The sequence below is a fragment of the Aureimonas sp. Leaf324 genome, from assembly GCF_001423245.1.
Taxonomy (GTDB): domain Bacteria; phylum Pseudomonadota; class Alphaproteobacteria; order Rhizobiales; family Rhizobiaceae; genus Aureimonas.
Genome location: NZ_LMOH01000025.1, coordinates 47,308 through 72,361 on the forward strand (window position 1 = coordinate 47,308; position 25,054 = coordinate 72,361).

The window sequence follows — 25,054 nt, forward strand, 5'->3', positions numbered from 1 at the left end:
AGGCGGCCCCCGCCGCCCCGCTTGGAATGGCGCCGCCGCCCTCAGGCGGACTGGCGAAGCAGTTCGAGGTAGTCCTCGCGGGTCGGGAGCCGCGGGTTGGTGCCGTGGCAATGGTCCTTCAGCGCCTCGGCCGAGACGCGTTCCATCATCTCGTCGGTGACGCCCATGGCGCGAAGGCCGGACGGCATGCCGATGTCGCGCACGAGGCTTGCGATCACCGCGTCCGGCTCGCCGCCGAGGATGTCGGCCAGGACCCGCCACTTCCCCCCGATCGTCTCGCGATTGAAGCGCAGGACCGCGGGCATCAGGACGGCGTTCAGCGTCCCGTGGTGAAGGTTCAACTCGCGCACCGCGCCGAGCGGATGGGTCAGCGCGTGGACCGCGCCGAGGCCCTTCTGAAAGGCCATCGCGCCCTCCAGCGCGCACATCATCATCTCCCAGCGCGCGCGGGCGTCGGAGCCGTCGCGCACCGCCGGCCGGATCGCCTCCATGCCGCGCTTCAGCCCGTCGAGCGCGATGGCGTCGGCCGGCGGGTTGACGGACGGCGCCATGAACGTCTCGAGGCAGTGCGAGATCGCGTCCATGCCGGTGGCGGCGGTCAGGAACGGCGGCAGGCCGTAGGTCAGTTCGGGGTCGCAGAGCGCGACCGAGGGCAGCATGTGCGGGCTAACGATGCCGAGCTTGCGCCCCTCGGCGGTGATGATGACGGCCGCGCGCCCGACCTCGGAGCCGGTGCCCGACGTCGTCGGCACCGCGACCAGCGGGCAGATGCGGCCGTGGATCCGGGCCGCGCCCCCTTCGACCGCGGTGTACTGCGCGAGCGGCCCCTCGTGGCCGCTGAGAAGCCGCACGGCCTTGGCGAGATCGATCGACGAGCCGCCGCCAAGGCCGACGATCCCGTCGCAGCCTTCCGCGCGATAGAGCGCGAAGGCGGCCTCCACCGCATCCTCGGTCGGATTGGCCGGCGTGTCGGCGAACACCACCGGACGATCGGCGAAGAGGCCGAGCACCCGCTCCACGAGGCCGCTCGCGAGAAGACCCCGGTCGGTCACGACCAGCGGGCGCGACACGGTCAACCCCTTCAGGATGGAGGGCAGCTTGGCGATGGCGCCTTCGTCGAACTCGATGCGGGTGAGATAGGTGATCAGGGCCATGGCCGGCACTCTCGGACTTATCGACATTCAGGATGCGCGGCATCGTCGGCGGCCAGGAGCATCCTGGCCACTCTGATCGGGCGCGATGGGACTTTGCGACGCGCGCCGGGACGCTCGCCGGCAAGGGAGCCGGCGTCCGCCCGACTGGGGCACGCGATCGCATGGGCGGTCGGATTTCGGGTGGGGTCGGACCGGCCGGCCGGTCCGTGTCGGCGGCCTCCTCCGCCGCTGCTCGATCTCGTATCGGATTGCGCCTTGCACCGTCAACCGATATATGAGTTATTGAAGCCAGACCGGTTCCAGGTTGTCAACACCTCACCAGATCCGTCGGATTGATCCATGATTGCAGGAACTAGCGCCGCGAGAGACCGGCGCTCGCCGGCGGAAAAGCCGACGCTGAAAGCCGAACAGATATATGAGGTGCTGCGCCACGCCATCGTGCGCCTGTCGATGGAGCCGGGCTCGGTGATCTCGGAAAAGGAGCTGTGCCTCGCCTACGGCGTGTCGCGCACGCCGGTGCGGGAAGCGCTCAAGCGGCTCGCCGACGAGGATCTCGTCGACGTGTTCCCGCACTCGGGGACCTACGTCTCCAAGATCTCCTTCGAGGTCGCGGAGGAAGGCTTCGTGATCCGCCGCGCGCTGGAGATCGAGAGCATCCGCCGGGCCGTCGCCTATGCCACCGACGAGGACATCCGCCGGCTCGAGCGCCTGATCGGCGAGATGCGCGACATTCTCGAGCGCGGCGCGCTGCACGAGTATATCGAGGTGGACGACGCCTTCCACGCGTCGATCGCCGGCATCAGCCGCTATCCGCGCATCTGGAAGTTCATCAACCTCGTGAAGGCGCATCTCGACCGGATGCGCCAGCTGTCGGCGCCCGTGCCGGGTCATCTCGCCGAGGTGACCGAGCAGCACGCCGCGATCGTGCGCGCGCTCGGCCGGCGCAACGCCGACCAGGCGGAACTTGCGATGAAGATCCACTTGGAGTCCTCCTTCGCGGTGATGAGCGCGATGTACGAGGACGGCCGCTACTTCCGGCGGAAGGAGGTCTGATGCCGGGCTTTCCGAGAGGCCTCTCCCCGCCGATCCGCATGAGCGACGACGATGTTGCCGTGACGGCGGATGAGGGGACGGCGGCGGCGGATGCCCGCATTTTGCCGCGATTCCGGCGGCTGCTTCCAGCGAGCCGGCGAGCGCCAGAGCCTTCGACGATGACAGCGAATTCACGCCCCGACAGGTCGGCGCGGTGATGTGAGGACGGGACATCGCGCCAGCGCGCCGGGAGGCGAGCGGCCGGACGTCCGGGAGGAATGAAGAGATGAGCGAACTCAAGAACAGCTACGACATCGTCATCATCGGCGCGGGCGTCGGCGGCGGCGCGCTGGCGAACGCCCTGGCCGCACCCGGCCGCGAGATCCTGATGATCGAGCGCGGCCCCCGCCTGCCGCGCGAGAAGGACAACTGGAGCGTCGACGCCGTCTTCCACAAGAAGAAGTACGCCACCAAGGAAGAGTGGCGCGACCGCGACGGAAAGCTCTTCAATCCCTCGACCTACTACTATGTCGGCGGCAACTCGAAGTTCTTCGGGGCGGCCACGGTCCGCTTCCGCAAGGAGGATTTCGAGGACCTGCAGCACGAGGCGGGCGTCGCCCCGGCCTGGCCGGTGAACTACGACGCGTTCGAGCCCTACTATGCCCGCGCCGAGCGGCTGATGGGCACGCATGGCGAGGCGGGCGTCGATCCGATCGAGCCGCCGCGCTCGGGGCCGATGCCCTACCCCGCGATCGGCCACGAGCCGGAGATCGCCTGGTTCGAGAGGAAGCTTCGCCAGAAGGGCCTGCGGCCCTTCCCGCTGCCGATCGCGATCGACTACCACGACGGGGGCGCCTGCGCGCGCTGCCGCACCTGCGACGGCTTCGCCTGCAAGATCGGCGCCAAGGGCGACGCCGAGGTGCGGCTCGTCAACCCGGCGCTCGCCAAGGGCGGGGTGACGCTGATCACCGAGGCCTTCGTCCACCGGCTCGTGACCGACCCGTCGGGCGCGCGGGTGACCGCGGTCGAGCTCGACTACCAGGGCGAGCGCCGCACGGTCGCGGCTGGGATCTTCGTCTCGTCGGCCGGCGCCATCAACTCGTCCGCGCTTCTTCTGCGCTCGGCCAACGACAAGCACCCGAGCGGCCTCGGCAACAACACGTCCGACCAGCTCGGCCGCAACTACATGGCCCACAACAACACCGCGATGATGGCGATCTCGCCGTTCAAGAAGAACCGCGTGACCTTCCAGAAGTCGATGGCGATCAACGACTTCTATCTCGCCAATTCCGAGAAGCCCTACCCGCTCGGCAACATCCAGGGCCTCGGCAAGCTGCAGGCCGGCATGCTGACGGCGAACGCCAAGTGGGCACCGGAATGGGCCATGGGCCTGTTCGCCGAGCGCTCGGTGGACTGGTGGCTGATGTCGGAGGACCTGCCCGACCCGGAGAACCGTGTCAGCGTCGATCCCGACGGGAAGATCCGCCTGTCCTACACGTCGAACAACCTGAAATCTCACGGCGAGCTGGTGAAGGTCTGGTCGAAGGTGATGCGCTCGCTCGGCTACCCCCTCATCGTCACGCAGAAGATGGACATCAAGGTCTCGATGCATCAGTGCGGCACCGCGCGCTTCGGCAACGACCCGAAGACCTCGGTCCTCGACACGAACTGCAAGGTCTGGGACGTCGACAATCTCTACGTCGTCGACGCCTCCTTCCTGCCGTCCTCGACGGGCTTCAACCCGTCGCTGACCATCGTGGCGCAGGCGCTGCGCACCGCCGAGCACATCGAGCGGGAACTCGGCGAGCCGATGGCCGTGCCCGTCCCGCCGGTGCGGGTGGCCGAGACCGTGCCCGCCTGACGCCACATCGAACGACAGAAGACATCTCAAGGGAGGGGGACCACCATGGCGCCCAAGCGTGACTACGCGCGCATGTTCGACCTGACCGGCCGCAAGGCCATCGTGACCGGGGGCTCGCGCGGCATCGGCCGGGCGCTCGCGGAGGCGCTCGCCGCGCACGGCGCGGACGTGTGCGTCGTCGTGCGCTCGACGCTGCCCCAGGCCGAGGCGCTCGTGGCCGAGCTCAATGCCGGCGGCGGCGACAGCTTCGCCATCCAGGCCGACGTCGCCGACCCTGCCGACGTCGAGCGGCTGGCAGCGGGCGTCGAGGCGCGCTGGGGACGCGCCGACATCCTCGTCAACAACGCCGGCACCATCTATCCCGGCGACGCCGAGACCTATGCGCTCTCCGACTGGCGCGCCACGATGGCGACCAATCTCGACGGCGTGTTCCTCGTCAGCCAGGCGATCGGCCGCCTGATGATCCGCCAGAAGTCCGGCTCGATCATCAATATCGGCTCCATGTCCGGCCGCATCGTCAACTGGCCGTTCAAGCACTCCGCCTACAACGTGTCGAAGGCAGCGGTGCACATGCTGACCAAGTGCCTCGCCACCGAGTGGGCCGAGCACAACATCCGCGTCAACGCGCTCGCGCCCGGCTACATCCTCACCGAACTGACGGAAGAGGTGCTGCGCGAGAACCCGGACGTCGTGAACAACCACTGGGCGAAGAGCGCGGTGCAGAACCGCATCGGCACGGTGGACGAGCTGGCCGGCTCGGTCGTCTATCTCGCGAGCGACGCCGCCTCCTTTACCACCGGCGAAATCCATACGGTCGACGGCGGCCTGACGCTGCGCTGACACTCCCCAAGGACAGTCCCAACATGACACAACGCGGATACGGCGGACCGCTTCGCTACGTCCAGGGCTCGGGCGTCGCCTCCGATCTCGGCCGCTACGTCGCCCCGCTCGGCGACCGGGCGCTGGTGGTGATCGACGGCTTCTTCTGGGAGACGCTGCGCCCCGACCTCCAGTCGGCGCTGTCGGCCGCCGGGGTCGCGGCCGAGTTCGTGCGCTTCGGCGGCGAATCGTCGGATGCCGAGATCGAACGCTGCGTGGCGGCTGGCCGCGAGGCCGGCGCGAAGTCCGTCGTCGGCATCGGCGGCGGCAAGGCGCTCGACACGGCCAAGATCACCGCCTTCCACATCAGCGCGCGGATCGTGACCGTGCCGACCATCGCATCGACCGATTCGCCCACGAGCTCGCTCGGCGTGATCTATTCGCCGGACGGCGTCTACGACCGCGTGGTGCGCTGCGGGCGCAACCCGGACGTGGTGCTGGTCGACAGCGAACTGATCGTGAAGGCGCCGGCGCGCTTCCTGGCCGCCGGCATGGGCGACGCCCTCTCGACCTTCTACGAAGCCCGCTCCAACGTCGAGTCGCGATCCAACAACTACATCGGCGACGGCTACGCCACGACGATCGGCGGCTACCAGATCGCGAGAGCCTGCCACGACACCCTGATGCGCGACGGGCGCGCGGCCTACATCGCGGCACGAGACGGGCGCCTGACGACCGCGGTCGAGAACATCATCGAGGCCAACACGCTCCTCTCGGGCCTCGGCTTCGAAAACTGCGGCGTCTCCGGCGCGCACGGTATCCACGACGCGCTGACGGTCCTCGAGCCGGTGCACCACTTCCTGCATGGCGAGAAGGTCGCATTCGGGGTCCTCTGCCTCCTCGTCCTCGAGAACCGGCCGCCGGCCGAGTTCGAGGAGGCCCTGTCCTTCTGCCGCGACGTCGGCCTGCCGACGACGCTCGCCGATCTCGGCCTGAAGGACGCCAGCGCCGCCGACATCGCCCGCGTCGGCGAGGCCGCGATGGTGCCGACCAACGTCATCCATTCGGTCCCGGTGAAGCTGACGGCGCGCGCGATCTCGGACGCGATCTGGACCGCGAGCCATCTGGCCGAACGCGGCAGGACCACCGGCGGCGGAGGCTCTGCGCCGGGTCACTGAACCATAGACCCGCGACGCCGACCGGCCGGGCCGGGGCGGCGCCGCGGGGCCGGCGGCGTTAGGGTTAATCCTTCGTTGCATTTGCCGGCCGGCCGGTGCCGCGCGATATCCGTCGCGACGCCACAGGAGGTCGACGATGCTGCCCCTCATGCCCGGCCCCGATCCGACCGCCTTCGGGGCCCTCGCCGTCGCCCTGACCATCGGTGCCGGCGGCGCGGTGCTGGCTCTTGCCGGGCTTCTCGGCTGGACGGCCGTCGAACTCGTCTGCCTGATCGAGCACTACGGCGAAGCTTGAGACGCGGGCGATCCATTGCGAGCCGACCGGTCGGTCCATAGACTGCGGCTATGATCGACCGCTACCACCTGCGCTACTTCCTCGCCGTGGTCGACACCGGCAACTTCTCGCGGGCGGCCGGCGCCTGCCACGTGTCGCAGCCGACCCTCTCGGTCGGCATCGCCAAGCTCGAGCAGGGGCTCGGGCAGACGCTCTTCCACCGCAGCAACCGGCGCGTCGAACTGACCCCGGCCGGTGCCGCCCTTCTCGCCCACGCCCGCGCGATCGAGGCAGGCTTTGCAGCGGCCGAGCGCGCGGCCTCCGGCAGCGCGACCGTGCCGGTGCTGCGGCTCGGCATCCTTTCCACCGTGCCCCGCCGCTGGACGGAGGATTTCCTCGTGCGACACGCCCAAGACCGGGCGTCCGAAAGGCTGGAGATCGTGGAGGGGGGCGAGCGCGACCTGCGCACGCGCCTCGCACGCGGGCGGATCGACATGGCGCTGACGATCCTACGCGACAAGGCCGACCGGACGAGCGGTCGCCTCGTCGTATCGGAAGGCTATTCCCTCGCCCTCGCCGCGACGCACCCCCTGTCCGGCCGCCCCGCCCTCCGTGCCGAGGACCTCGTCCACGAGCCGATGCTGGTGCGCCGCCACTGCGAGCTCCTGCCCGAGACCAGCCGCTTCTTCACCGCGCGCGGCGTGCGCCCCTTCTTTGCCGCCCGCACCACCAGCGACGACAAGGCGCTCGCCTATGTCCGGGCCGGCCTCGGGCTGACGGTGATGCCGGACGGCTTCGTGGAGGCGGGCGTCGCCAGGGTGCCGATGGAGGACTTCGCCTTCCGGCGCGATCTCGGCCTCGTCGCCGCCCCCCACGCCGACGCTCGGTCGCTGACTTCGGGACGCACCGCCGACCGGCTGGCGGACGCCTGCACGGAGGCCGCATCACCGGCGCCGCGCCGACCATAAATTTCGTCTATGATGAAGCCCGGCATCTTTCAATTTTGCCGGACGGGCGAAGCCACGTAGTCTCGCCCTTCGACAAGCTTGGGAGGGCGCGTTGGCGGACCTGGATTACGGCCTCGGCGAGATGGCGGACACGATCCGCGACACCACGCGGCGCTTTGCGACGGACAGGATCGAGCCGATCGCCGCGGAGGTGGATCGCGAGGACCGCTTCGCCCGCGAGCTGTGGCCGCAGATGGGCGCGCTCGGGCTTCACGGCATCACCGTGGAGGAGGCCGACGGCGGCCTCGGGCTCGGCTATCTCGAACATCTCGTCGCCTGCGAGGAGGTGAGCCGCGCCTCGGCCGCGATCGGCCTCTCCTACGGCGCCCATTCGAACCTGTGCATCAACCAGATTCGCCGCTGGGCCACCCCGGAGCAGAAGGCGAAGTATCTGCCGAAGCTCGTGTCGGGCGAGCATGTCGGGAGCCTTGCCATGTCGGAAGCGGGCGCCGGCTCCGACGTCGTCTCGATGAAACTCAAGGCCGACAAGGTGGACGGCGGCTGGCGCCTCAACGGCACCAAGTTCTGGATCACCAACGCGAGCCACGCCGACACGCTCGTGGTCTATGCCAAGACGGACCCGGAGGCCGGCTCCAAGGGTATCTCGACCTTCCTGATCGAGAAGGACTTTGCCGGCTTCTCGATCGGCCAGAAAATCGACAAGGTCGGCATGCGCGGCTCGCCGACGGCCGAACTCGTGTTCGACGACTGCTTCGTGCCCCACGAACAGCTGATGGGGCCGCTCAACGGCGGCGTGAAGGTGCTGATGTCGGGCCTCGACTACGAGCGCGTGGTGCTGTCCGGCATCCAGATCGGCATCATGCAGGCCTGCCTCGACGTGGTAGTGCCCTATGTGCGCGAGCGCCGGCAGTTCGGCCGCCCGATCGGCGATTTCCAGCTGATGCAGGCCAAGGTCGCCGACATGTATGTCGCGCTCAACGCCTCGCGCTCCTACTGCTACGCCGTCGCGAAGGCGTGCGACGCCGGCCGCGTCACGCGGTTCGACGCGGCGGGCTGCATCCTGTTCGCGTCCGAGAGCGCAGTGCGCGTCGCCGGCGAGGCGATCCAGGCGCTCGGCGGCGCCGGCTACACGCGCGACTGGCCGGTGGAGCGCTACTGGCGCGACGCCAAGCTCCTCGACATCGGCGCCGGAACCAACGAGATGCGGCGCATGCTGGTCGGCCGCGAGCTGATCAAACACGACGCGCCGCGCGTGCAGTAGGCCGGCGATGCCGACGCTCCGCACGCTCGCCGACACCGCCTCGCCGGCCTTCGCCGCCCAGGACGCCCACAACCGCGCGCTCGCCGCGACGCTGCGCGAGACGACGGCCAGAACCGCGCTCGGCGGTTCGGCCGAGCACCGCGCCCGGCACGTCGCGCGCGGCAAGCTCCTGCCGCGCGACCGCGTCGCCCGGCTCCTCGACCCCGCCTCGCCCTTCCTCGAGATCGGGGCGCTCGCCGCCAACGGCCTCTACGGCGACGCCGCGCCCGGCGCCGGGATGATCGCCGGCATCGGCCGTGTGTCGGGGCGCGAATGCATGATCGTCGCCCACGACCCCACGGTGAAGGGCGGCGCCTATTTTCCGATGACGGTGAAGAAGCACCTGCGCGCGCAGGAGATCGCCTTCGAGAACCACCTCCCCTGCATCTATCTCGTGGATTCGGGCGGCGCCAACCTGCCCCATCAGGCCGAGGTCTTTCCCGACCGCGACCATTTCGGCCGCATCTTCTTCAACCAGGCGCAGATGTCGGCGGCGGGCATCCCGCAGATCGCCTGCGTCATGGGCTCGTGCACGGCGGGCGGCGCCTATGTGCCGGCGATGTGCGACGAGACGGTGATCGTCCGGAACCAGGGCACGATCTTCCTCGCCGGCCCGCCCCTGGTGAAGGCTGCGACGGGCGAGGTGATCTCGGCCGAGGAGCTCGGCGGCGCCGAGACCCATGGCCGGCGCTCGGGCGTCGTCGACCACGTCGCCGAGGACGATACCCACGCGCTCCTCATCGTTCGCGACATCGTTGGCACGCTGAACCGGGCGAAGACGGTCGACATCGACCTTGCGCCCCCGCGCCCGCCGCTTCTCGACCCGGCCGAGCTCTACGGCATCGTGCCGACCGACCTTCGCACCACCTACGACGTGCGCGAGGTGATTGCGCGGCTCGTCGACGGGTCCGAGTTCCACGAGTTCAAGGCGCTCTACGGCACGACGCTGGTCTGCGGCTTCGCGCGGATCTGGGGCATGCCGGTGGCGATCCTCGCCAACAACGGCGTCCTCTTTTCCGAGAGCGCTTTGAAGGGGGCGCATTTCATCGAGCTCGCCTGCCAGCGCCGCGTGCCCTTGTTGTTCCTGCAGAACATCTCGGGCTTCATGGTCGGCGGCAGGTACGAGGGCGAGGGCATCGCCAAGAACGGCGCCAAGCTCGTGACCGCGGTCGCGACCGCGACCGTCCCGAAGGTGACGATCATCATCGGCGGCAGCTTCGGCGCCGGCAACTACGGCATGTGCGGACGGGCCTACAGCCCGCGCTTCCTGTTCTCCTGGCCGAACGCGCGCATCTCGGTCATGGGCGGCGAACAGGCGGCGAGCGTGCTCGCGACCGTCCACCGCGACGCCGACACGTGGACGCCCGAGGAAGCCGAGGCCTTCAAGGCGCCGATCCGCCAGACATACGAGGACGAGGGCAACCCCTACTACGCCACCGCCCGCCTCTGGGACGACGGCATCATCGATCCCGCCGAGACCCGCGACGTCCTCGGCCTCGCCTTCTCGGCGACGCTCAACGCCCCCATCCCGGAGCGCCCGCGCGCCGGCCTGTTCCGGATGTGACGATGATCAGCAGTCTCCTCATCGCGAATCGCGGCGAGATCGCCCGCCGCATCATCCGCACCGCCAGGCGTCTCGGGATCCGGACCATCGCGGTCCATTCCGACGTCGACGCCGGCATGCCCTTCGTGGCCGAAGCCGACGAGGCGGTTCCGATCGGCACGGCCGCCGCCAGCGACAGCTATCTCCGGCAGGACCGCATCCTCGAGGCCGCGCGGGCGACGGGCGCCGAGGCCATTCATCCCGGCTACGGCTTCCTGTCCGAGAACGCCGAGTTCGCGGAGGCCGTGGTCGCGGCCGGGCTCGTCTGGGTCGGCGCGCCCGCTAGCGCAATCCGCGCCATGGGCCTGAAGGACGCCGCCAAGGCGCGGATGATCGAGGCCGGCGTGCCGGTGACGCCGGGCTATCTCGGTGCCGACCAAAGCCTCGAGCGCCTGACGCGCGAGGCGGAGACGATCGGCACGCCGCTCCTCATCAAGGCGGTGGCGGGCGGTGGCGGCAAGGGCATGCGCCGGGTCGACGCTCTAGCGGATTTTCCCGGCCTCCTGGAAAGCTGCCGGCGCGAGGCGGCGGCCTCGTTCGGCGACGATCGCGTGCTTCTGGAGCGCTACATCACCGCCCCGCGCCATATCGAGGTGCAGGTCTTCGGCGACACCCACGGCAACGTCGTCCACCTCTTCGAGCGCGACTGCTCGCTGCAGCGGCGCCACCAGAAGGTGATCGAGGAGGCCCCCGCCCCCGGCATGAACGAGGCGACCCGCCGCGCCGTCTGCGATGCCGCGGTGCGCGCCGCCAAGGCCGTCGACTATGTCGGCGCCGGCACGATCGAGTTCATCGCCGACGGATCGGAAGGTCTTCGCGCCGACCGGATCTGGTTCATGGAGATGAATACGCGGCTGCAGGTCGAACACCCCGTGACGGAAGCGATCACCGGCCAGGACCTCGTGGAATGGCAGCTGCGCGTGGCGAGCGGCGAGCCGCTGCCGCTCGCTCAGGACGCACTGCGGATCGACGGCTGGGCGATGGAGGCGCGCCTCTACGCCGAGAACCCGGCGACGGGCTTCCTCCCCTCGATCGGGCCGGTCGAGCGCCTGCGGTTCCCACCGAACATCCGGATCGACAGCGGCGTCGAGGAAGGCGGCACGATCACGCCCTTCTACGACCCGATGATCGCCAAGCTCGTCGTCCACGGCGCGACGCGCGAGATGGCGGCGGGGCGCCTGTCGGCGGCGGCTGGTGGTACGCAAGTCTGGCCGTTGAAGACCAATGCCGGCTTCCTCGCGCGCGCGGCCGCTCATCCCGACTTCGTATCGGGCCGGGTCGACACCGGCTTCATCGAGCGCCACGCCGCGGACCTCGTCCCGCCTGTCGAGCCGACGGCCGCGGTGGTGGAGGCGGCCGCCTCGGGCCTGTTGCCCGAGCCCGGCCGCGATCCCTGGAGCGCCCTTCAGGGCTTCCGCCTCAACGCCGCGCCCGACAGGGCCGTCGACGTGATCGTCGGCGGGACGCCGCACCGCGTCGTCCCCCGCCGCCACCCCGGCGTGACGACGGCGGACGGCGTCGTCTACTCGGCCGGCGATGCCTTCGCCTTCGGACCGCCGCGAGCCGAGGTCGGCGGGAAGGCAAGCGAGGGGGACGGCGCGATCCTGTCGCCGATGCCGGGCGCGGTGATCGCCGTGCATGTGCGCGAGGGGCAGGCGGTCGCCAAGGGCGAGCCGCTCCTCGTGCTGGAGGCGATGAAGATGGAGCAGGCGCTGCTGGCGCCGTTTGCCGGCACCGTCGCCCTGCTCAAGGTGGAACGGGGCGCGCAGGTGCCCGAAGGCATGCTGCTGGCCCGCATCGAACGGACGGAGGACTGATGGCCGGGCGCCTTTTCGACGACTGGACCGTGGGCGACCGGATCGTCCACGAAATCCGCCGCACGGTGACGGAGACCGACAATCTCCTGTTCACGGTGATGACCCACAACCCGCAGCCGCTCCATCTCGATGCGGAGGCCGCGCGCGCCAGCGAGTTCGGGCAGATCCTCGTCAACGGGACCTACACGTTCGCGCTGATGGTCGGCCTGTCCGTCGGCGACACGACCCTCGGCACGCTCGTCGCCAATCTCGGCTACGACAAGCTGGCGATGCCCCGACCCGTCTTCATCGGCGACACGCTGCGGGCCGAGACCGAGGTCCATGCGCTGAAGGAGAGCCGCTCGCGCCCCGGAGCCGGCATCGTCACCTTCGCGCACCGCATGCTCAACCAACGCGACGAGATCGTCTGCGAATGCCTGCGCACCGCGCTGGTCAAGCGGAGGGCCGCGCCATGAGCCTGCGCTCGCTCCTCTTCGTGCCGGGCGACCGGCCGGACCGCTTCGCCAAGGCCGAGGCGAGCGGCGCCGATGCGCTGATCCTCGACCTCGAGGATGCCGTGGCTTCCAGCGCCAAGGATGGCGCGCGCCGGGCGGTGGCCGAACGCCTGCGGGCCCCGCGCGGGCGGTCGCGCCTCTTCGTGCGCGTCAATCCGCTGGGCACGCCGCTCTTCGACGCCGACATCGCGGCGCTGGCAAGCCTCGCCCCCGATGCCGTGGTGCTGCCGAAGGCCGAAGGGGCGCGAAGCGTCCTCGCCTGCGCCGAGCGCCTCTCCCGGCACCGCATCGCCGCGCCGATCCTGCCGATTGCCACGGAAACGCCCGCTGCGATCTTCGGCCTCGGCAGCTATGGCGAGGTGCGGGACCATCTCGCCGGCCTCACCTGGGGTGCGGAGGATCTGCCGGCGGCGATCGGGGCCAGCACCGCCCGCGAGATCGACGGCCGCTTCACGCCCCCTTACGAGATCGCCCGCTCGCTGACGCTGTTTGCCGCCCACGCGGCCGGCAGCGCAGCGATCGAGACGGTCTATCCCGCCTTCAAGGACGAGGCCGGGCTCGACGCCTTTGCCCGGCGGGCCGCGCGCGACGGGTTCACCGGCATGATCGCGATCCACCCGGCCCAGGTCCCGGTGATCAACGCCGCCTTCACCCCGAGCGCGGATGCCGTCGCCGGCGCCCGGCGCATCGTCGAAGCCTTCGCCGCCGCCCCCGACGCCGGGGCGCTTCAGGTGGACGGGCGGATGGTCGACGCGCCGCACCTCGCCCAGGCCCGCAAGCTTCTCGCCCGCATGGAACGCCCCGCATGACATCCGACGAGCCCGCCTGCTTCTTCCGGCGCGAGGGCGACCACGCCTTTCGCGCGACCCGCCTCACCGAGGGCGCCTGGAACCCGGCCGAGCAGCACATCGCGCCGGCGCTCGGGCTGATCGGCCACGCGATCGAGGCGGACATGCGCGCGCGGCGCGGCGACGATCCCTTGGTCCTGTCGCGCCTGTCCTACGACATCCTCGGCGTCATCCCGATCGGCCTCGTCAGCATCGAGACCGAGGTCATCCGGCCGGGCCGGACGATCGAGCTCGTGGAAGCCAGACTCCTCTACGACGGGCGTCCTTGCGTCCTCGCCCGCGCCTGGGCGCTGAAGGCCTACGACACCGACGCGATCGCCGGCACGGCGCTCGACCCGATCCCGGCGCGCGAGACCTTAAGTGAGCACACGTTCGACGGCGTCTGGGCGGGCGCCTGCGTGCGCACGCTGGACGGGCGGCGCGAGCAGTTGGGCGAGGGCCGCGCGCGCGGCTGGCTCAGCACCGACGTCGCGCTGATCGGCGGCGAGGCGGTCGGTCCGACGGCGCGCACGCTGGGGCTCGTCGACTTCGCCAACGGGATCACGCCGCGCTGCGGCCCGGAAACGGCGCTCTTCCCCAATGTCGACCTGACGGTCCATCTCCTGCGCGAGCCCGTCGGCGAATGGCTCGGCTTCGACACGGCGGTGAGCTTCGGCTCGGTCGGCATCGGCCTCACCCATTCGATCCTGCACGACGCGCACGGGCCGCTCGGCTCGGTGTCGCAGAGCCTGACGGTGCGCCCGCGCTGAGGCTTCCTTCAGTCGTAGCGCCGTTCGTCGGCGATCACCTTGCCGTCGCGCGGCAGGGAGCCGGGTGCCACGACCCGCGCGGTGCCGCGTAGCTTGGTGACGCTCGCGAGCGTTTCGGCGAGGGCCGCGGCCACCGCCTCGTCCCGCCCTTCCGCGTGGAGCGTCATCACGTCGCGCTCGCCCTCGCGCGTGACCACGAGCCGGAGATGCCCGACCTCAGGATGGCGCTTGCCGACCGTCGCCACCTGCTCGGGCCGCACGAACATGCCGCGCACCTTGGTGATCTGGTCGGCGCGGCCCATCCAGCCGCGGATGCGCGGCGCGGTGCCGTCGCCGGCCACGGTGCCGGTGTGGATCGCCGAGAGATCGCCGGTCGCGAAGCGGAACAGCGGGTAGTCGGCGTTGAGGCGGGTGACGACGAGTTCGCCGATCTCGCCGTCCGGCACCGGGTCGCCCGTGCCGGGCGCGACGATCTCGACGATCGCCTCCTCGCTGACCGCCATGCCGTCCTCGGCCGCGCCCGTCTCGAACGCGATGATGCCGAGATCGGCGGTGCCGTAGGCTTGGGCGAGCCGAAGCCCGCGCCCTTCCAGCTCGCGCTTTAGGGACGCCGGCAGCGCCGCGCCGGAGACGAGCGCCAGCCGAAGCGAGGACACGTCGCGCCCGAGCTCAGTCGCCTTGTCGAGGAGGACCTTGAGGAAGTCCGGCGTGCCGACATAGGCCCGCGCCCCGTATCGTGCGAGGGCGTCGACCTGCGCCTCCGAGCCGGCGGTGCCGGCCGGGATCACGGCGCAGCCGAGCGCATGGGCGCCGCTCTCGAACATCGCGCCGGCCGGGGTCAGATGGTAGGAGAAGCTGTTGTGAAGGACGTCGCCCGGCTCGAGGCCGAGGGCGTCGAGCGCGCGTGCCGCGCCCCACCAGTCCGCGCCAAAGCCTTCCGGGTCGAGGATCGGGCCCGGCGAGACGAAGAGACGCGCGAGCGCGCCGGGCGCCTTGAGCGCCAGCCCGCCGAAGGGCGGCCGCTCGTCCTGGAGACGCGGCAGGTCGGACTTGCGCAACACCGGCAGGCGGGCGAGCGCCTCGCGCGAGGTGACGGTCGCGGGGTCGAGCGCGCCGAGATGCGCCTGCCATCCGGGCGCGGTATCGAGCGCCCGGCCGAGAAGCGTGCGAAGGGTCGCGAACTGCGCAGCCGCTCGCGCCGCCGGCTCGCGCCGGGCGAGGGTCCTGTCATAGACCGTCATGGGAGTGTCCTTCCGATCCCGCGTCAGGCCAGCCAGCGCTTGCGCCGGCGGTAGTGCTTGACGTTGTGGTAGTCGACCTTGCCGCCGCCCCCGAGATAGAACTCCTGCACGTCCGGGTTGGCGCGCAGCGTCTCGGCCGAGCCGTCCATGACGACATGGCCGTTCTCGATGAGATAGGCGTGGTCGACGATGGCGAGCGCGGCCGCCGCGTTCTGCTCGACGAGAAGCACGGTCAGTTTCTCGGCGCGGTTGATCTCGCCGATCATCGCGAAGATCTCCGAGACGAGGAGCGGCGACAGGCCGAGGCTCGGCTCGTCCAGCATGATGAGGCGGGGGCTCGTCATCATGGCACGCCCGATCGCCAGCATCTGCTGCTCGCCGCCCGACAGATACCCCGCCTTGTGCCGCGCCCGCTCTTTCAGGCGCGGGAAGTAGGTGTAGACGCGCTCGCGCAGGGCATCGAGCTCGCCGCGCGAGCCTTTCAGCGGAAAGGCGGCGACGAGGTTCTCGTCCGGCGTCAGGTGCCCGAAGATGCGCCGGCCCTCGAGCACGTGGACGATGCCGGCGCCCACCCGGTCGGGCGGGCCCATGGCGCGCACGTCGCGCCCGTCGAAGGTGATCTCGCCGCGCGTCACCTGTCCGCGCTCGGGGCCGAGCAGCCCCGAGATGGCTTTCAGCGTCGTCGACTTGCCCGCTCCGTTGGCGCCGAGCAGCGCCACCATGCCGCCCTCCTCCAGCCGGAGCGACACGCCCTTGATCGCGAGGAACACGCGGTCGTAGATCACCTCGACATTGGACAGCGACAGGAGGCTCATGGCGTCAGCGTCCCTCGCGGAAGCCCTTGGCGCCGGCGTCGATCTCCTTCTGGACGACCTCACCGTAATGCGCACCCCAGTCGGTGACCGGCACCCAGGTCTCGCCGTTCCATTCCGACACGCGGCCGAAGCCGCCGCCCTGATGGTCCTTCGCCGTGATGGTGATCGGCGGCATCAGCCCTTCGGCGTTGAAGTTGGCGATCTTCTCGAAGCCCGCCTTGAGGCGCTCGCCGGTCAGTTCGCCGCTCGCGCCGTCGGCAAGGCCAAGGCGTGCGGCTTCCACCGCGACGGCCATGGTCGCGACGCCGAGATTGTAGGCCGACGAGCCGACGAGCTCGGCATTGCCGGCGCCCTGGCCGGGTTTCACGACCTTCTCTTCGATGCGCTGGATGATCGGGTTGTCGCGGCCCGGTGCCACCGCCTCGAAGCGCTTGACGCCCTTCATGATGTCGGGCCCGACGGTGCGCGCGTCGGTCTCAGTCAGCCAGACGACGGACAGGATCTTGTCGGCCGCGATGCCGTTGCGAATGGCCTCGCGCACCGACACGGCCTGGCCGCCGCCCGCGCCCCAGATCAGCGCGTAGTCCGGCCGGTAGCGCCGCACCTCGGTCCAGGTCGAGCCCTGCTCGTTGCCGGGGCTGGCATAGGCGAAGGTCGAGACCTCGAAGCCCTTCTCGGCGGCAAGATCCTTCAGGACGTTGATCGGCTCGCGCCCGAACGGGCTGTCGATGTGGACGAGCGCGATCTTCTTGCCGGCAAGCCCGCCGCCCTTCGTCTCGATCCAGTTGGCGAGAACGGTCGCCTGGCTCCAGTAGGTCGCCATCATCGGGAAGATGTAGGGGAAGGTCTCGCCGTCCGAGGCGTCGCCGCGCCCGTGCACCGGCGTGATCATCACCACCTTGTCCTGCAGCGCCTGCGGCACGAGAGCGCGCGACACGGGCGTCGAGAGGAAGTCGAAGAGGATGGCGCCCTGGTCGCGCGCCCGGTTGTAGGCCTCGATACCGCGCTGCGGCTGGTTGCCCGTGTCCGACACCAGCGCCTCGAACTTGCGGCCGTCGAGGCCGCCCTCGGCGTTGACGAGGCTGAGATAGTCGCGCTGGCCCTGATTGTATTCGCCGGTCACGAAAGTATAGACCGCCGTGAAGTCCTGGGGCATCGCGAACTTGATCGTCTCCTGCGCGAGCGCCGCGCCGGAGAGACCGGCCGCGAGGGCGAGCCCCCCCAGGATCGATGCGAGACTGCGTTTCATGTGGGTCTCCTCCGGGTGTTTCTTGGGTTTTCGGCGGTCAGCGCTTCGCGTGGCGGAAGGGCCAGACGAGGAAGGTGTTGCGGATGTTGTCGTAGATCTTGGCCATCCCGAGCGGCTCCAAGAGCAGGAAGGCGACGATCAGCGCGCCGTAGGCCATCATCGGGATGTGCGAGAGAAGGTTGGTCGAGACCGACAGCCAGCCGGCCGACGACAAGGCGATCACGAGATTGGTGAGGACGATCGGGGCGAGCAGCACGAAGCCCGCGCCAAGGAACGCGCCGATCACCGAGCCGAGGCCGCCGACCAGCACCATGGCGACGAGCTGGATCGAGACGTTGAAGGTGAACTGCTCGGGCGTGACCGCGCGATAGTAGCAGAAGGCCAGCACCGCGCCCGACACGCCGCCCATGAACGACGAGGTGAAGAAGGCGACGAGCTTGGTGCGGAACGGATCGACGCCGATCACGGCCGCCGCGAAGTCCTTCTCGCGGATGGCAATGAGCGCACGCCCGAACGCCGTGCGCTTGACGTTGAGGAGGAAGAGCGCGGCCACCACGGCCCAGGCGAGCGCTGCCCAGTAGCGGGCCCAGGGGCCGTCGAGCGGCAGGAACAGGAGCGAGACGCGCGGGGTCTGGAGCGTCGCCTGCGCGCCGCCGGAGATCGCCGGCACGTTGATGATCACCCAGTCCACGAGATACTGCATGGCGAGCGTCGCCATCACGAGGTAGAGCCCCTTCACCCGGAGCGCCGCCGCGCCGAAGACGCAGCCGATCACCGCCGAGACGAGCCCCGCGCCGACCAGCGCCAGCTCGAACGGCAGGCCGGCGCGCGTCAGGTGGATCGAGGTGTAGGCGCCGATCGCCATCACCGCCGCGAAGCCGAAATGGAGCTGGCCGGCGAGCCCCATGAGAAGGGTCAGCGACAGCGTCGCCGCGCTCCACACCAGCCAGGGCAGGAGGTAGGAGCCGAGATAGAGCGGCGACACGAGGAAGGGCGCGGCGACGCCGAGCGCCAGGACGAAGGCGAGGGCGTAGCGGTCGGCCGGCACGCGCCAGAGCCGGGCGTCGGAGCGGTAGGACGTGTGGTGGACGCCGGCGAGACGGTAGAACATCGGTCAGATCCTTTCGATGTCCTCGCGGCCGAAGATGCCGTAGGGCCGGACCATGATGGTGAAGAGGATGATCAGCGAGGTCACGACGTCGCGCGTGCCGCCGCCGACGAGGCTGTCGAGATAGCCCGGCACGACCGAGCCGAGGATGCCGACGAGGAGCCCGCCGACGAGGACGCCGACGATGGAATCCACCCCGCCGAGGATGACGACGGCGACCGCCGGGAAGAGCAGTGCCGAGAGCGTCCAGTCGACGCCCTGCACCGAGCCCCAGAGCGTGCCGGCCGCGACCGCGGCGACGGCGGCGAGCCCCCAGGAGATGCCGATCGCCCGCTCCACCGAGATGCCGACCGCCCAGGACGAGACGTGGTCGTCCGAGACCGCGCGCAGCTTGGTGCCGAGGCGTGTGCGGAAGAAGAGGAGCGAAGCGCCGATCAGGAGCAGCGCGATCACGCCGCCGTAGAGATAGTCGCGGTTGATGAAGACGTCGCCGACGATGATCGGCGAGAGGTCGATGCCGAGGTCGAGGGATTTCGGTGCGGCGCCGAGAAGCCCCGGCCCGAGGCCGCGCAGGAAGATCTCGAGGCCGAGGGTGAGCATCACCACCATGATGATCGGCTGGCCGACCATGCGCCGGAGGAGCAGGCGTTCCACGGCAAGGCCGAAGCCGAACATGAGGACGCAGGCGATCGGCACGGCGCCAAGAAGCGGCAGGCCGGCGGCCACCAGCAGCCAGACCACGTAGGCGCCGATCAGCACCACCGCGCCCTGCGCGAGGTTCGGCACCCCCGACGACTTGTAGATGAGGACGATGCCGAGCGCGACGAGCGAGTACATCAGGCCGGTCAGCGCGCCGTTGACCAGAAGCTCCGCGAAGTAGCTCATGCCGCGGCCCTCCCCTCGCCCACGGTCCGGAGGGTGAGGTCGCGCTTCAGGACGCCTTGCGCGCCGGTCTCGTAGGTGACGCGCGCCTCGAAGGCGATTGCGCCGGCGCCGGCATAGAGCGCCTCGACAATCGGGCCGTAGTGGGCGTCGATCACGTCGCGCTTCAGCTTGCGCGTGCGCGTCACCTCGCCGTCGTCGGGATCGAACTCCTTGTGGAGATTGACGAAGCGGGTGATCGCCAGCCCGTCGGGCAGGCGCTTGTTGAGGGCGGCGATCGTGCGCTCGACGAGATCGAGCACCTCGGGCTTCTGCGACAGGTCGGCATAGGACGTGTAGGAGACCGCGTTTTCCTGCGCGAAATGACCGACCGCCTCGAAGTCGATGCAGACAATCGCGGCGAGCGACGGCCGCCCGCGCCCGACGACGCACACGTCGCGGATATAGGGCGAGAACTTCAGCCGGTTCTCGATATAGGTCGGGATGTAGCGCGTGCCGCCGCCCGTGTGGACGACCTCGGACACGCGGCCGAGCACCACGATCTGCCCGTCGGGCTCGACCTGGCCGGCGTCGCCGGTGCGCAGCCAGCCGCGGTCGAGCGCCTTGGAACTCGCCGCCTCGTCGCCGTAGTAGCCGTCGAAGACGTTGTCGCCACGCATCAGGATCTCACCGGTCTCGTCGATCCGGACCTCGATGCCGGGGAACGGACGACCGACCGTGTGGAGCTGGAGATCGCCCGCCCCTTGCGCGACGGCGAGCGCGCAGTTCTCGGTCTGGCCATAGAACTGGCGAAGGTTGAGGCCGAGCGCCCGGAAGAACAGGAACACCTCCTCGCCGATCGCCTCGCCCGCCGTATAGGGCCGCTCGACGCGCGACAGGCCGAGCTGGTCGAGAAGCGGCCCGAAGACGAGAAGCCGGCCGACCTGCCAGCGCAGGCGCTCCAGCGCGGAAGGCTCGCGCCCCTCCAGCCGCCGGCGTTCGAGCTCCACCGCGAAGGGCACGAAATGCTCGAAGAGGCCGCGCTTGATACGCGTCGACTCCTCCATGCCGACCTGGACGCGCGTCAGCATGTTCGACCAGGCGCGGGGCGAGGAGAAGTAGATGGTCGGCGCGATCTCGCGCAGGTCGTGCTGGGCGGTCTCCTGCCGCTCGGGGATGGCGACCACGAAGCGCAGCGTGATGGCGGCGGCAAGCGAAAAGAGGAAGTCGCCGACCCAGGCCATGGGCAGATAGGCCATGTGGACCTCGCCCTCGCGGAAGTAGCCGGCCGCGGCCGCATTGCGAACGCCCGACAGGACGTGACCGTGCTTCAGCGGAATGCCCTTCGGCGCGCCGGTCGTGCCCGACGAATGGAGGAGCACGGCGACGTCGTGGACGCCGGCGCGCTTCAGGAGACCGTCGCGAAGGCCGGGCTCGCGCGCCAGCCGCTCGCGCCCCTTCACCAGCAGCGCCTCCAGCGCCACGACGCCCGGCGGCTCGCGGCCCTTCAGGCCGCGCGGGTCGTCGTAGGCGATCGTGGAGAGCTCCGGCACGGTCTCACGGACGACGAGCAGCTTGTCGACCTGTTCCTGATCCTCGGCGATGGCGAAGCGGATGCCTTCGCGGCGGATCTGGCCGGCGAGTTCCTCCGGCGCGACCTCGGAATAGGCGGGCGAGGGCACGGCGCGCAGCGCGATCACGGCGAGCATCGCGACGTAGAGGTTCGCGCGGTTGTCGCCGATCACCAGCACGATGTCGCCGGCCTTCAGGCCCGCCGCCTTGAAGCCGGCGGCCTGCTCGAGGACAAGGTCGCGATACTCGGCCCAGGTCCATTCCTGCCAGATGCCGCGGTCGCGCTCGCGGATGGCGACGGTGCCGCCGTGCGTCTTCGCATTCTCGTCGAGCGCGGCGATCAGCGTGTCGCCGTCCCGCCAGTCCGGATGGAGCGCCCGCGCACCCGCCTCGATCGTCGCCCCGTCATGCAGCATGAGCGGCCCCTCCAATATAGGCGGCGACCACGGCCGGATCGCTCATCGCCTCGCGCGCCGGGCCTTCGGCGATCGCCTTGCCGTTGTTGAGGACGACGACCCGGTCGCAGATCGCCGTCACCACATCGAGGTGATGTTCGATCAGGAGCACGGTCAGCCCGAGTTCCTCGCGCGCGTCGAGGATGAAGCGGACCATGTATTCCTTCTCCTCCTGGTTCATGCCGGCCATCGGCTCGTCCAGCACCAGGAGGCGCGGCTCGGCGGCGAGCGCGCGGGCGAGTTCCACCCGCTTCTGCAGCCCCAGCGGAATGGTGTCGACATGCTCGTCGCGCACGCTCTGCAGCTGCAGGAGGTCGATCACGTCCTCCACCTTGCGGCGGTTCTCGATCTCGGCGCGCTCGGCCCAGACGGGGTAGAAGAAGGCGGCCAGCGCCGAGGGGCGCATGAAGATGTGCCGGCCCATCAGGATGTTGTCGAGAACGCTCATGCCGCGGAACAGGGCGACGTTCTGAAAGGTGCGGGCGACGCCCATCCGGGCGACCTTGTGCGGCCGCGTGCCCTCGATGCGCGCCCCATGGAGGCGGATCGAGCCTTCCTGCGGCGGATAGAAGCCGGTGATGGCGTTGACGAGCGTCGTCTTGCCAGAGCCGTTCGGCCCGACGAGGCCGAAGATCTCGCCCTGGCCGACACGGATCGACACGGATTTCAGCGCCTGGAGCCCGCCGAACCAGCGGCTGACATTCTCGCAGGCCAGCGCTTCAGGCCTACCTGCCGCGCCGTCGGACGCGCGGGTGCTTGCGGCGACGAGCGCCGTCGGATGCTGCATGACCCGCCTCCTCCCAGAGCCTGTCAGTGCCGATACGGGGTGGTCCGATCTCCCAATCGTCCCAACCGGAAGGAGGCTAGCAAAGCCCGTCGCTTTCAGGAATACGTAATCGATCGCACAGATCGTTCGGATCCTTCGAATGAACCCCAACCTGATCGACCAACTCCGCACCTTCGTGACGGTGGTGGAGGAGGGCAGCTTCACCGGCGCCGCGCGCCGCCTCAACCGGGCGGTCTCTTCCGTGTCCTATGCGGTCGCCCAGATCGAGCGGCACTGCGGCTTCCCGCTTCTGGAGCGCGCCACGCGCCAGCCCGAGCTCACGCGCCGCGGCCGCGCGGTGTTTGCGGAAGCCAGCTTCCTCGTGGAAAGCGCGCGCCGCCTGACGGCGCACATGAAGGCCTTGGAGAAGGGCGAGGAAACGCGCATTCGCATTGCGGTCGACGTCCTGTTCCCGCTCGACCATCTCCACGCCGCGCTCCAGCGCTTCGACGCGGCGCGCCCGCGCGCTCGCGTCCAGCTCTTCACGAGCTCGCTCAACACGCTCTGGGAAACGCTGCGCAGCGGCGACGTCGACTTCGCGCTGACCTTCCTGGCCAACGTGCCGGCCGACATGACGGCCCGCTCGTTCCGCAACGTGACGATGTGGCCGGTGGCGGCCGCCACCCATCCGCTCGCCCGGATGGCGCAGCCGATCCCGATCGAGGCCTTCCAGTCGGAGCGGCAGATCTACTTCATCGGCGATCCCGGCGTCGACGTCGAGCGCATGGGCCGCGTGTTCGGCCCGGACGTCTGGACCTCCAACGACCTCGAGCACATCCGGATGCTGGTGACGGGCGGTTTCGGCTGGTGCTTCACCAACGAGGCGTTCTTCGCGCGCGAGGAGGCGTCGGGCGCAGTGAAGCGCCTGCGCAGCGCGGACAACCGGCTCCATCCGGTGCGCGCGCTTGGCGCCGCCTGGTCGATCGACCGCGCGCCGGGCCCGCTCGGCGGCCAGATCGTCGACTTCCTCGGCGGCGCCCTCGGCGAGGCCGATTAGCCCCGCCGCGCCTCCATGAGGAGGTCGAGGAACTTCGCGACCCCGTCCTCCTCGTTGGAGGCGGTGACGTAGCCGGCGGCGCGATGGACCGCCTCGCTCCCCTGCCCCATCGCGACGCCGAGGCCGGCGCGCTGGAGCATCGGAATGTCGTTGGGCATGTCGCCGACCGCCGCGGTCTCCTCCAGCGGCACACCGTGGGCCTTGGCGAGGAAGGCCGCGCCGTCGCCCTTGTTGGCGACTTTCGCGGTCACGTCGAGGAAGTAGAGCTGCGAGCGCACGACGTTGGCGGTCTCTCCGAGGAGATCGCCGATCTCGCGTTCCATGCGCTCGACCAGTGGATGGTCGTCCGACACGCCGACGACCTTGTCGGTCCGGTCGTACCAGGGCGAGAAGTCCTGCGTAATCGTCGGGTCGAGCTGGGCCGCCTTGCGCTCCCGGTCGCCGTGCAGCGCGTCCTCGCTGCGGGCGAGCCAGAGCCCGTCGGCGAACACCCAGACCGGCACCCCGGCCGCGTCCAGCGCCTCGACCGCACGCTTGGCGTCGCCCGGCGCGAGGCGATGCGCCTCGATCACGTCGCCGCCGGCCTCGAACAGCGTGCCGCCGTTGAAGGCGCCGACGGCGCCCTCGATGCCGAGTTCGCCGACGATGTGCCCGAGCCCGCTCGCAGGCCGTGCGCTGATGAGGGTCACCACGATGCCGGCGTCGCGCGCCCGCGCGACCGATGAGACCGTCGCCTCCGACACGGTCTTGTCGTCGCGCACGATGGTGCCGTCGATGTCGCAGATCACGAGGCGGACGGCCCTGGCGATGGCCGGATCGAGCGCGTCCGCCATCCTATTGCGGAATCTCGACATGGCCGCCGAAGCCGTAGCGCATGGCCGAGAGCATCTTGTCGCCGAAGGTCGCCATCTGGCGCGAGCGGTAGCGCGCGTAGAGCGCGGCCGACAGGACGTTGACCGGCACCGCCTCCTCCATCGCCGCCTCCAGCGTCCAGCGCCCCTCGCCCGAGTCGGCGACGTTGCCGGAGAAGTGGTCGAGGTTTCGGTCGCCGGCCAGCGCGATCGCAGTGAGGTCGAGAAGCCAGGACGAAATCACCGAACCGCGGCGCCACACCTCGGCGATGTCGGGGAGGTTGAGATCGAAGCGTTCGTCCTCGGGCAGGGCTGAAGAATTCTTGGTCTTCAGGATGTCAAAGCCCTCGGCGTAGGCCTGCATCAGCCCGTACTCGATGCCGTTGTGCACCATCTTGACGAAGTGGCCCGCGCCCGCCGGCCCGGCATGGATATAGCCGCGCTCGGCCCGGTCGTCGGCGGCATGGCGGCCGGGCGTGCGCTCGATATCGCCGTATCCCGGCGCCAGCGCGTCGAAGACGGGATCGAGCTCGCGCACCGTGTCGTCGGGTCCGCCGATCATCATGCAGTAGCCGCGCTCCAGCCCCCAGACGCCCCCCGAGGTGCCGACGTCGACATAGCGGATGCCCTTCGGTTCCAGTTCCTTGGCGCGGCGGATGTCGTCCTTGTAGAAGGAGTTGCCGCCGTCGATCACGACATCGCCGGGCGAGGCGAGACCCGCCAGCTCGCGGATCGTCGCCTCCGTCGGCTCGCCGGCCGGCAGCATGACCCAGAAGACGCGGCGCCCGGAAAACTGGCCGGCGAGGTCTGCGAGCGACGACGCGCCCTTGGCGCCCTCGCCCTGAAGGCCCGACACGGCCTCCGCGTTGCGGTCGAAGACGAGGCATTCGTGGCCGTGCGCCATGAGGCGGCGAGCGATGTTGCCGCCCATGCGGCCGAGGCCGATGATCGCGATCTGCATGTGGGTCCTGCGATGTTCGTT

Annotated in this window: 23 protein-coding genes; 13 read left to right on the forward strand and 10 right to left on the reverse strand. The window is 70.0% G+C overall.

Features of this window, described 5'->3' with window-relative positions; genetic code table 11:
- Window positions 1–41: 41 nt before the first annotated feature.
- Window positions 42–1,154, reverse strand: a complete 1,113-nt coding sequence (locus ASF65_RS14300) for an iron-containing alcohol dehydrogenase (protein WP_055890431.1) — start codon at window positions 1,152–1,154, stop codon at window positions 42–44.
- Between the two features lie 339 nt (window positions 1,155–1,493).
- Between ASF65_RS14300 and ASF65_RS14305 the strand changes: the two genes are divergently transcribed.
- The 12 genes from ASF65_RS14305 to ASF65_RS14355 all read left to right on the forward strand — a co-directional run bounded on the left by ASF65_RS14305 (window position 1,494) and on the right by ASF65_RS14355 (window position 14,097).
- Window positions 1,494–2,207 (forward strand): GntR family transcriptional regulator, encoded by a 714-nt coding sequence (locus ASF65_RS14305; protein ID WP_055890433.1) that lies wholly within the window; start codon window positions 1,494–1,496, stop codon window positions 2,205–2,207.
- A 265-nt stretch (window positions 2,208–2,472) separates the two neighbouring features.
- Complete coding sequence (locus ASF65_RS14310) at window positions 2,473–4,047, forward strand: GMC family oxidoreductase (protein ID WP_055890435.1); 1,575 nt, start codon at window positions 2,473–2,475, stop codon at window positions 4,045–4,047.
- Window positions 4,048–4,092: 45 nt separating this feature from the next.
- On the forward strand, window positions 4,093–4,887 hold the full coding sequence (locus ASF65_RS14315) for a 3-oxoacyl-ACP reductase family protein (protein WP_055890437.1): 795 nt from the start codon (window positions 4,093–4,095) through the stop codon (window positions 4,885–4,887).
- Window positions 4,888–4,910: 23 nt separating this feature from the next.
- Entirely contained in the window at window positions 4,911–6,044 is a 1,134-nt protein-coding gene (locus tag ASF65_RS14320) for a glycerol dehydrogenase (protein ID WP_055890439.1), read from the forward strand.
- A gap of 136 nt (window positions 6,045–6,180) precedes the next feature.
- Window positions 6,181–6,339, forward strand: a complete 159-nt coding sequence (locus ASF65_RS21505; RefSeq protein ID WP_156369326.1) for a hypothetical protein — start codon at window positions 6,181–6,183, stop codon at window positions 6,337–6,339.
- A 50-nt stretch (window positions 6,340–6,389) separates the two neighbouring features.
- Window positions 6,390–7,286 (forward strand): LysR family transcriptional regulator, encoded by an 897-nt coding sequence (locus ASF65_RS14325; RefSeq protein WP_055890441.1) that lies wholly within the window; start codon window positions 6,390–6,392, stop codon window positions 7,284–7,286.
- Window positions 7,287–7,407: 121 nt separating this feature from the next.
- On the forward strand, window positions 7,408–8,547 hold the full coding sequence (locus ASF65_RS14330) for an isovaleryl-CoA dehydrogenase (protein ID WP_055890756.1): 1,140 nt from the start codon (window positions 7,408–7,410) through the stop codon (window positions 8,545–8,547).
- 7 nt (window positions 8,548–8,554) lie between these two features.
- Window positions 8,555–10,150 (forward strand): carboxyl transferase domain-containing protein, encoded by a 1,596-nt coding sequence (locus ASF65_RS14335; protein WP_055890443.1) that lies wholly within the window; start codon window positions 8,555–8,557, stop codon window positions 10,148–10,150.
- Window positions 10,151–10,152: 2 nt separating this feature from the next.
- The gene (locus tag ASF65_RS14340; protein ID WP_055890445.1) at window positions 10,153–12,006 is read left to right on the forward strand and encodes a biotin carboxylase N-terminal domain-containing protein; all 1,854 of its coding nucleotides are present in this window, start codon (window positions 10,153–10,155) and stop codon (window positions 12,004–12,006) included.
- Window positions 12,006–12,461, forward strand: a complete 456-nt coding sequence (locus tag ASF65_RS14345) for a MaoC family dehydratase (protein ID WP_055890447.1) — start codon at window positions 12,006–12,008, stop codon at window positions 12,459–12,461. Before ASF65_RS14340 ends, ASF65_RS14345 begins: the two co-directional genes overlap by 1 nt.
- Window positions 12,458–13,309: a CoA ester lyase gene (locus ASF65_RS14350; RefSeq protein WP_055890449.1), complete on the forward strand. Its 852-nt coding sequence runs from the start codon at window positions 12,458–12,460 to the stop codon at window positions 13,307–13,309. The genes ASF65_RS14345 and ASF65_RS14350 overlap by 4 nt, the downstream gene beginning before the upstream one ends.
- A complete protein-coding gene (locus ASF65_RS14355; RefSeq protein ID WP_055890451.1) occupies window positions 13,306–14,097 on the forward strand; it encodes a thioesterase family protein in 792 nt (263 codons plus the stop codon). Before ASF65_RS14350 ends, ASF65_RS14355 begins: the two co-directional genes overlap by 4 nt.
- 8 nt (window positions 14,098–14,105) lie before the next feature.
- Here ASF65_RS14355 and ASF65_RS14360 read toward each other — a convergent pair whose 3' ends face one another.
- Genes ASF65_RS14360 through ASF65_RS14390 form a run of 7 tightly spaced genes read right to left on the reverse strand, consistent with a single transcriptional unit; the run spans window position 14,106 to window position 22,185 of the window.
- A complete protein-coding gene (locus ASF65_RS14360; protein ID WP_055890452.1) occupies window positions 14,106–15,338 on the reverse strand; it encodes an AMP-binding protein in 1,233 nt (410 codons plus the stop codon).
- Between the two features lie 23 nt (window positions 15,339–15,361).
- The gene (locus tag ASF65_RS14365; protein ID WP_055890454.1) at window positions 15,362–16,153 is read right to left on the reverse strand and encodes an ABC transporter ATP-binding protein; all 792 of its coding nucleotides are present in this window, start codon (window positions 16,151–16,153) and stop codon (window positions 15,362–15,364) included.
- A 4-nt stretch (window positions 16,154–16,157) separates the two neighbouring features.
- Complete coding sequence (locus ASF65_RS14370; RefSeq protein WP_055890456.1) at window positions 16,158–17,402, reverse strand: ABC transporter substrate-binding protein; 1,245 nt, start codon at window positions 17,400–17,402, stop codon at window positions 16,158–16,160.
- Between the two features lie 37 nt (window positions 17,403–17,439).
- Window positions 17,440–18,513, reverse strand: a complete 1,074-nt coding sequence (locus tag ASF65_RS14375) for a branched-chain amino acid ABC transporter permease (protein ID WP_055890458.1) — start codon at window positions 18,511–18,513, stop codon at window positions 17,440–17,442.
- A 3-nt stretch (window positions 18,514–18,516) separates the two neighbouring features.
- A complete protein-coding gene (locus ASF65_RS14380; protein ID WP_055890460.1) occupies window positions 18,517–19,395 on the reverse strand; it encodes a branched-chain amino acid ABC transporter permease in 879 nt (292 codons plus the stop codon).
- Window positions 19,392–21,359 (reverse strand): AMP-binding protein, encoded by a 1,968-nt coding sequence (locus ASF65_RS14385; RefSeq protein WP_055890462.1) that lies wholly within the window; start codon window positions 21,357–21,359, stop codon window positions 19,392–19,394. Before ASF65_RS14385 ends, ASF65_RS14380 begins: the two co-directional genes overlap by 4 nt.
- Window positions 21,349–22,185, reverse strand: coding sequence for an ABC transporter ATP-binding protein (locus ASF65_RS14390; protein ID WP_055890464.1), 837 nt, complete (start codon window positions 22,183–22,185; stop codon window positions 21,349–21,351). The genes ASF65_RS14385 and ASF65_RS14390 overlap by 11 nt, the downstream gene beginning before the upstream one ends.
- A gap of 139 nt (window positions 22,186–22,324) precedes the next feature.
- Here ASF65_RS14390 and ASF65_RS14395 point away from each other — a divergent pair, with 139 nt between their 5' ends.
- On the forward strand, window positions 22,325–23,221 hold the full coding sequence (locus ASF65_RS14395) for a LysR family transcriptional regulator (RefSeq protein WP_055890465.1): 897 nt from the start codon (window positions 22,325–22,327) through the stop codon (window positions 23,219–23,221).
- On the opposite strand, the gene ASF65_RS14400 is transcribed toward ASF65_RS14395, so the two are convergent.
- Complete coding sequence (locus ASF65_RS14400) at window positions 23,218–24,075, reverse strand: Cof-type HAD-IIB family hydrolase (protein ID WP_082505618.1); 858 nt, start codon at window positions 24,073–24,075, stop codon at window positions 23,218–23,220. The genes ASF65_RS14395 and ASF65_RS14400 overlap by 4 nt on opposite strands.
- Window positions 24,056–25,033 carry a phosphogluconate dehydrogenase (NAD(+)-dependent, decarboxylating) gene (gnd, locus tag ASF65_RS14405; protein ID WP_055890468.1) on the reverse strand — a complete coding sequence of 326 codons (978 nt, stop codon included), beginning with the start codon at window positions 25,031–25,033 and terminating at the stop codon, window positions 24,056–24,058. The genes ASF65_RS14400 and gnd overlap by 20 nt, the downstream gene beginning before the upstream one ends.
- Between the last annotated feature and the right edge of the window lie 21 nt (window positions 25,034–25,054).

Excerpts from the sequence above, each read along its gene's own strand:
- ASF65_RS14350 (WP_055890449.1), top strand. The coding sequence starts at position 12,458 with ATGAGCCTGCGCTCGCTCCTCTTCGTGCCGGGCGACCGGCCGGACCGC.
- gnd (WP_055890468.1), bottom strand. The coding sequence starts at position 25,033 with ATGCAGATCGCGATCATCGGCCTCGGCCGCATGGGCGGCAACATCGCT.
- ASF65_RS14365 (WP_055890454.1), bottom strand. The coding sequence starts at position 16,153 with ATGAGCCTCCTGTCGCTGTCCAATGTCGAGGTGATCTACGACCGCGTG.
- ASF65_RS14355 (WP_055890451.1), top strand. The coding sequence starts at position 13,306 with ATGACATCCGACGAGCCCGCCTGCTTCTTCCGGCGCGAGGGCGACCAC.
- ASF65_RS14340 (WP_055890445.1), top strand. The coding sequence starts at position 10,153 with ATGATCAGCAGTCTCCTCATCGCGAATCGCGGCGAGATCGCCCGCCGC.
- ASF65_RS14320 (WP_055890439.1), top strand. The coding sequence starts at position 4,911 with ATGACACAACGCGGATACGGCGGACCGCTTCGCTACGTCCAGGGCTCG.
- ASF65_RS14330 (WP_055890756.1), top strand. The coding sequence starts at position 7,408 with ATGGCGGACACGATCCGCGACACCACGCGGCGCTTTGCGACGGACAGG.
- ASF65_RS14395 (WP_055890465.1), top strand. The coding sequence starts at position 22,325 with ATGAACCCCAACCTGATCGACCAACTCCGCACCTTCGTGACGGTGGTG.
- ASF65_RS14360 (WP_055890452.1), bottom strand. The coding sequence starts at position 15,338 with ATGACGGTCTATGACAGGACCCTCGCCCGGCGCGAGCCGGCGGCGCGA.
- ASF65_RS14335 (WP_055890443.1), top strand. The coding sequence starts at position 8,555 with ATGCCGACGCTCCGCACGCTCGCCGACACCGCCTCGCCGGCCTTCGCC.
- ASF65_RS21505 (WP_156369326.1), top strand. The coding sequence starts at position 6,181 with ATGCTGCCCCTCATGCCCGGCCCCGATCCGACCGCCTTCGGGGCCCTC.
- ASF65_RS14315 (WP_055890437.1), top strand. The coding sequence starts at position 4,093 with ATGGCGCCCAAGCGTGACTACGCGCGCATGTTCGACCTGACCGGCCGC.
- ASF65_RS14375 (WP_055890458.1), bottom strand. The coding sequence starts at position 18,513 with ATGTTCTACCGTCTCGCCGGCGTCCACCACACGTCCTACCGCTCCGAC.
- ASF65_RS14345 (WP_055890447.1), top strand. The coding sequence starts at position 12,006 with ATGGCCGGGCGCCTTTTCGACGACTGGACCGTGGGCGACCGGATCGTC.
- ASF65_RS14380 (WP_055890460.1), bottom strand. The coding sequence starts at position 19,395 with ATGAGCTACTTCGCGGAGCTTCTGGTCAACGGCGCGCTGACCGGCCTG.
- ASF65_RS14300 (WP_055890431.1), bottom strand. The coding sequence starts at position 1,154 with ATGGCCCTGATCACCTATCTCACCCGCATCGAGTTCGACGAAGGCGCC.
- ASF65_RS14385 (WP_055890462.1), bottom strand. The coding sequence starts at position 21,359 with ATGCTGCATGACGGGGCGACGATCGAGGCGGGTGCGCGGGCGCTCCAT.
- ASF65_RS14400 (WP_082505618.1), bottom strand. The coding sequence starts at position 24,075 with ATGTCGAGATTCCGCAATAGGATGGCGGACGCGCTCGATCCGGCCATC.
- ASF65_RS14370 (WP_055890456.1), bottom strand. The coding sequence starts at position 17,402 with ATGAAACGCAGTCTCGCATCGATCCTGGGGGGGCTCGCCCTCGCGGCC.
- ASF65_RS14310 (WP_055890435.1), top strand. The coding sequence starts at position 2,473 with ATGAGCGAACTCAAGAACAGCTACGACATCGTCATCATCGGCGCGGGC.
- ASF65_RS14325 (WP_055890441.1), top strand. The coding sequence starts at position 6,390 with ATGATCGACCGCTACCACCTGCGCTACTTCCTCGCCGTGGTCGACACC.
- ASF65_RS14390 (WP_055890464.1), bottom strand. The coding sequence starts at position 22,185 with ATGCAGCATCCGACGGCGCTCGTCGCCGCAAGCACCCGCGCGTCCGAC.
- ASF65_RS14305 (WP_055890433.1), top strand. The coding sequence starts at position 1,494 with ATGATTGCAGGAACTAGCGCCGCGAGAGACCGGCGCTCGCCGGCGGAA.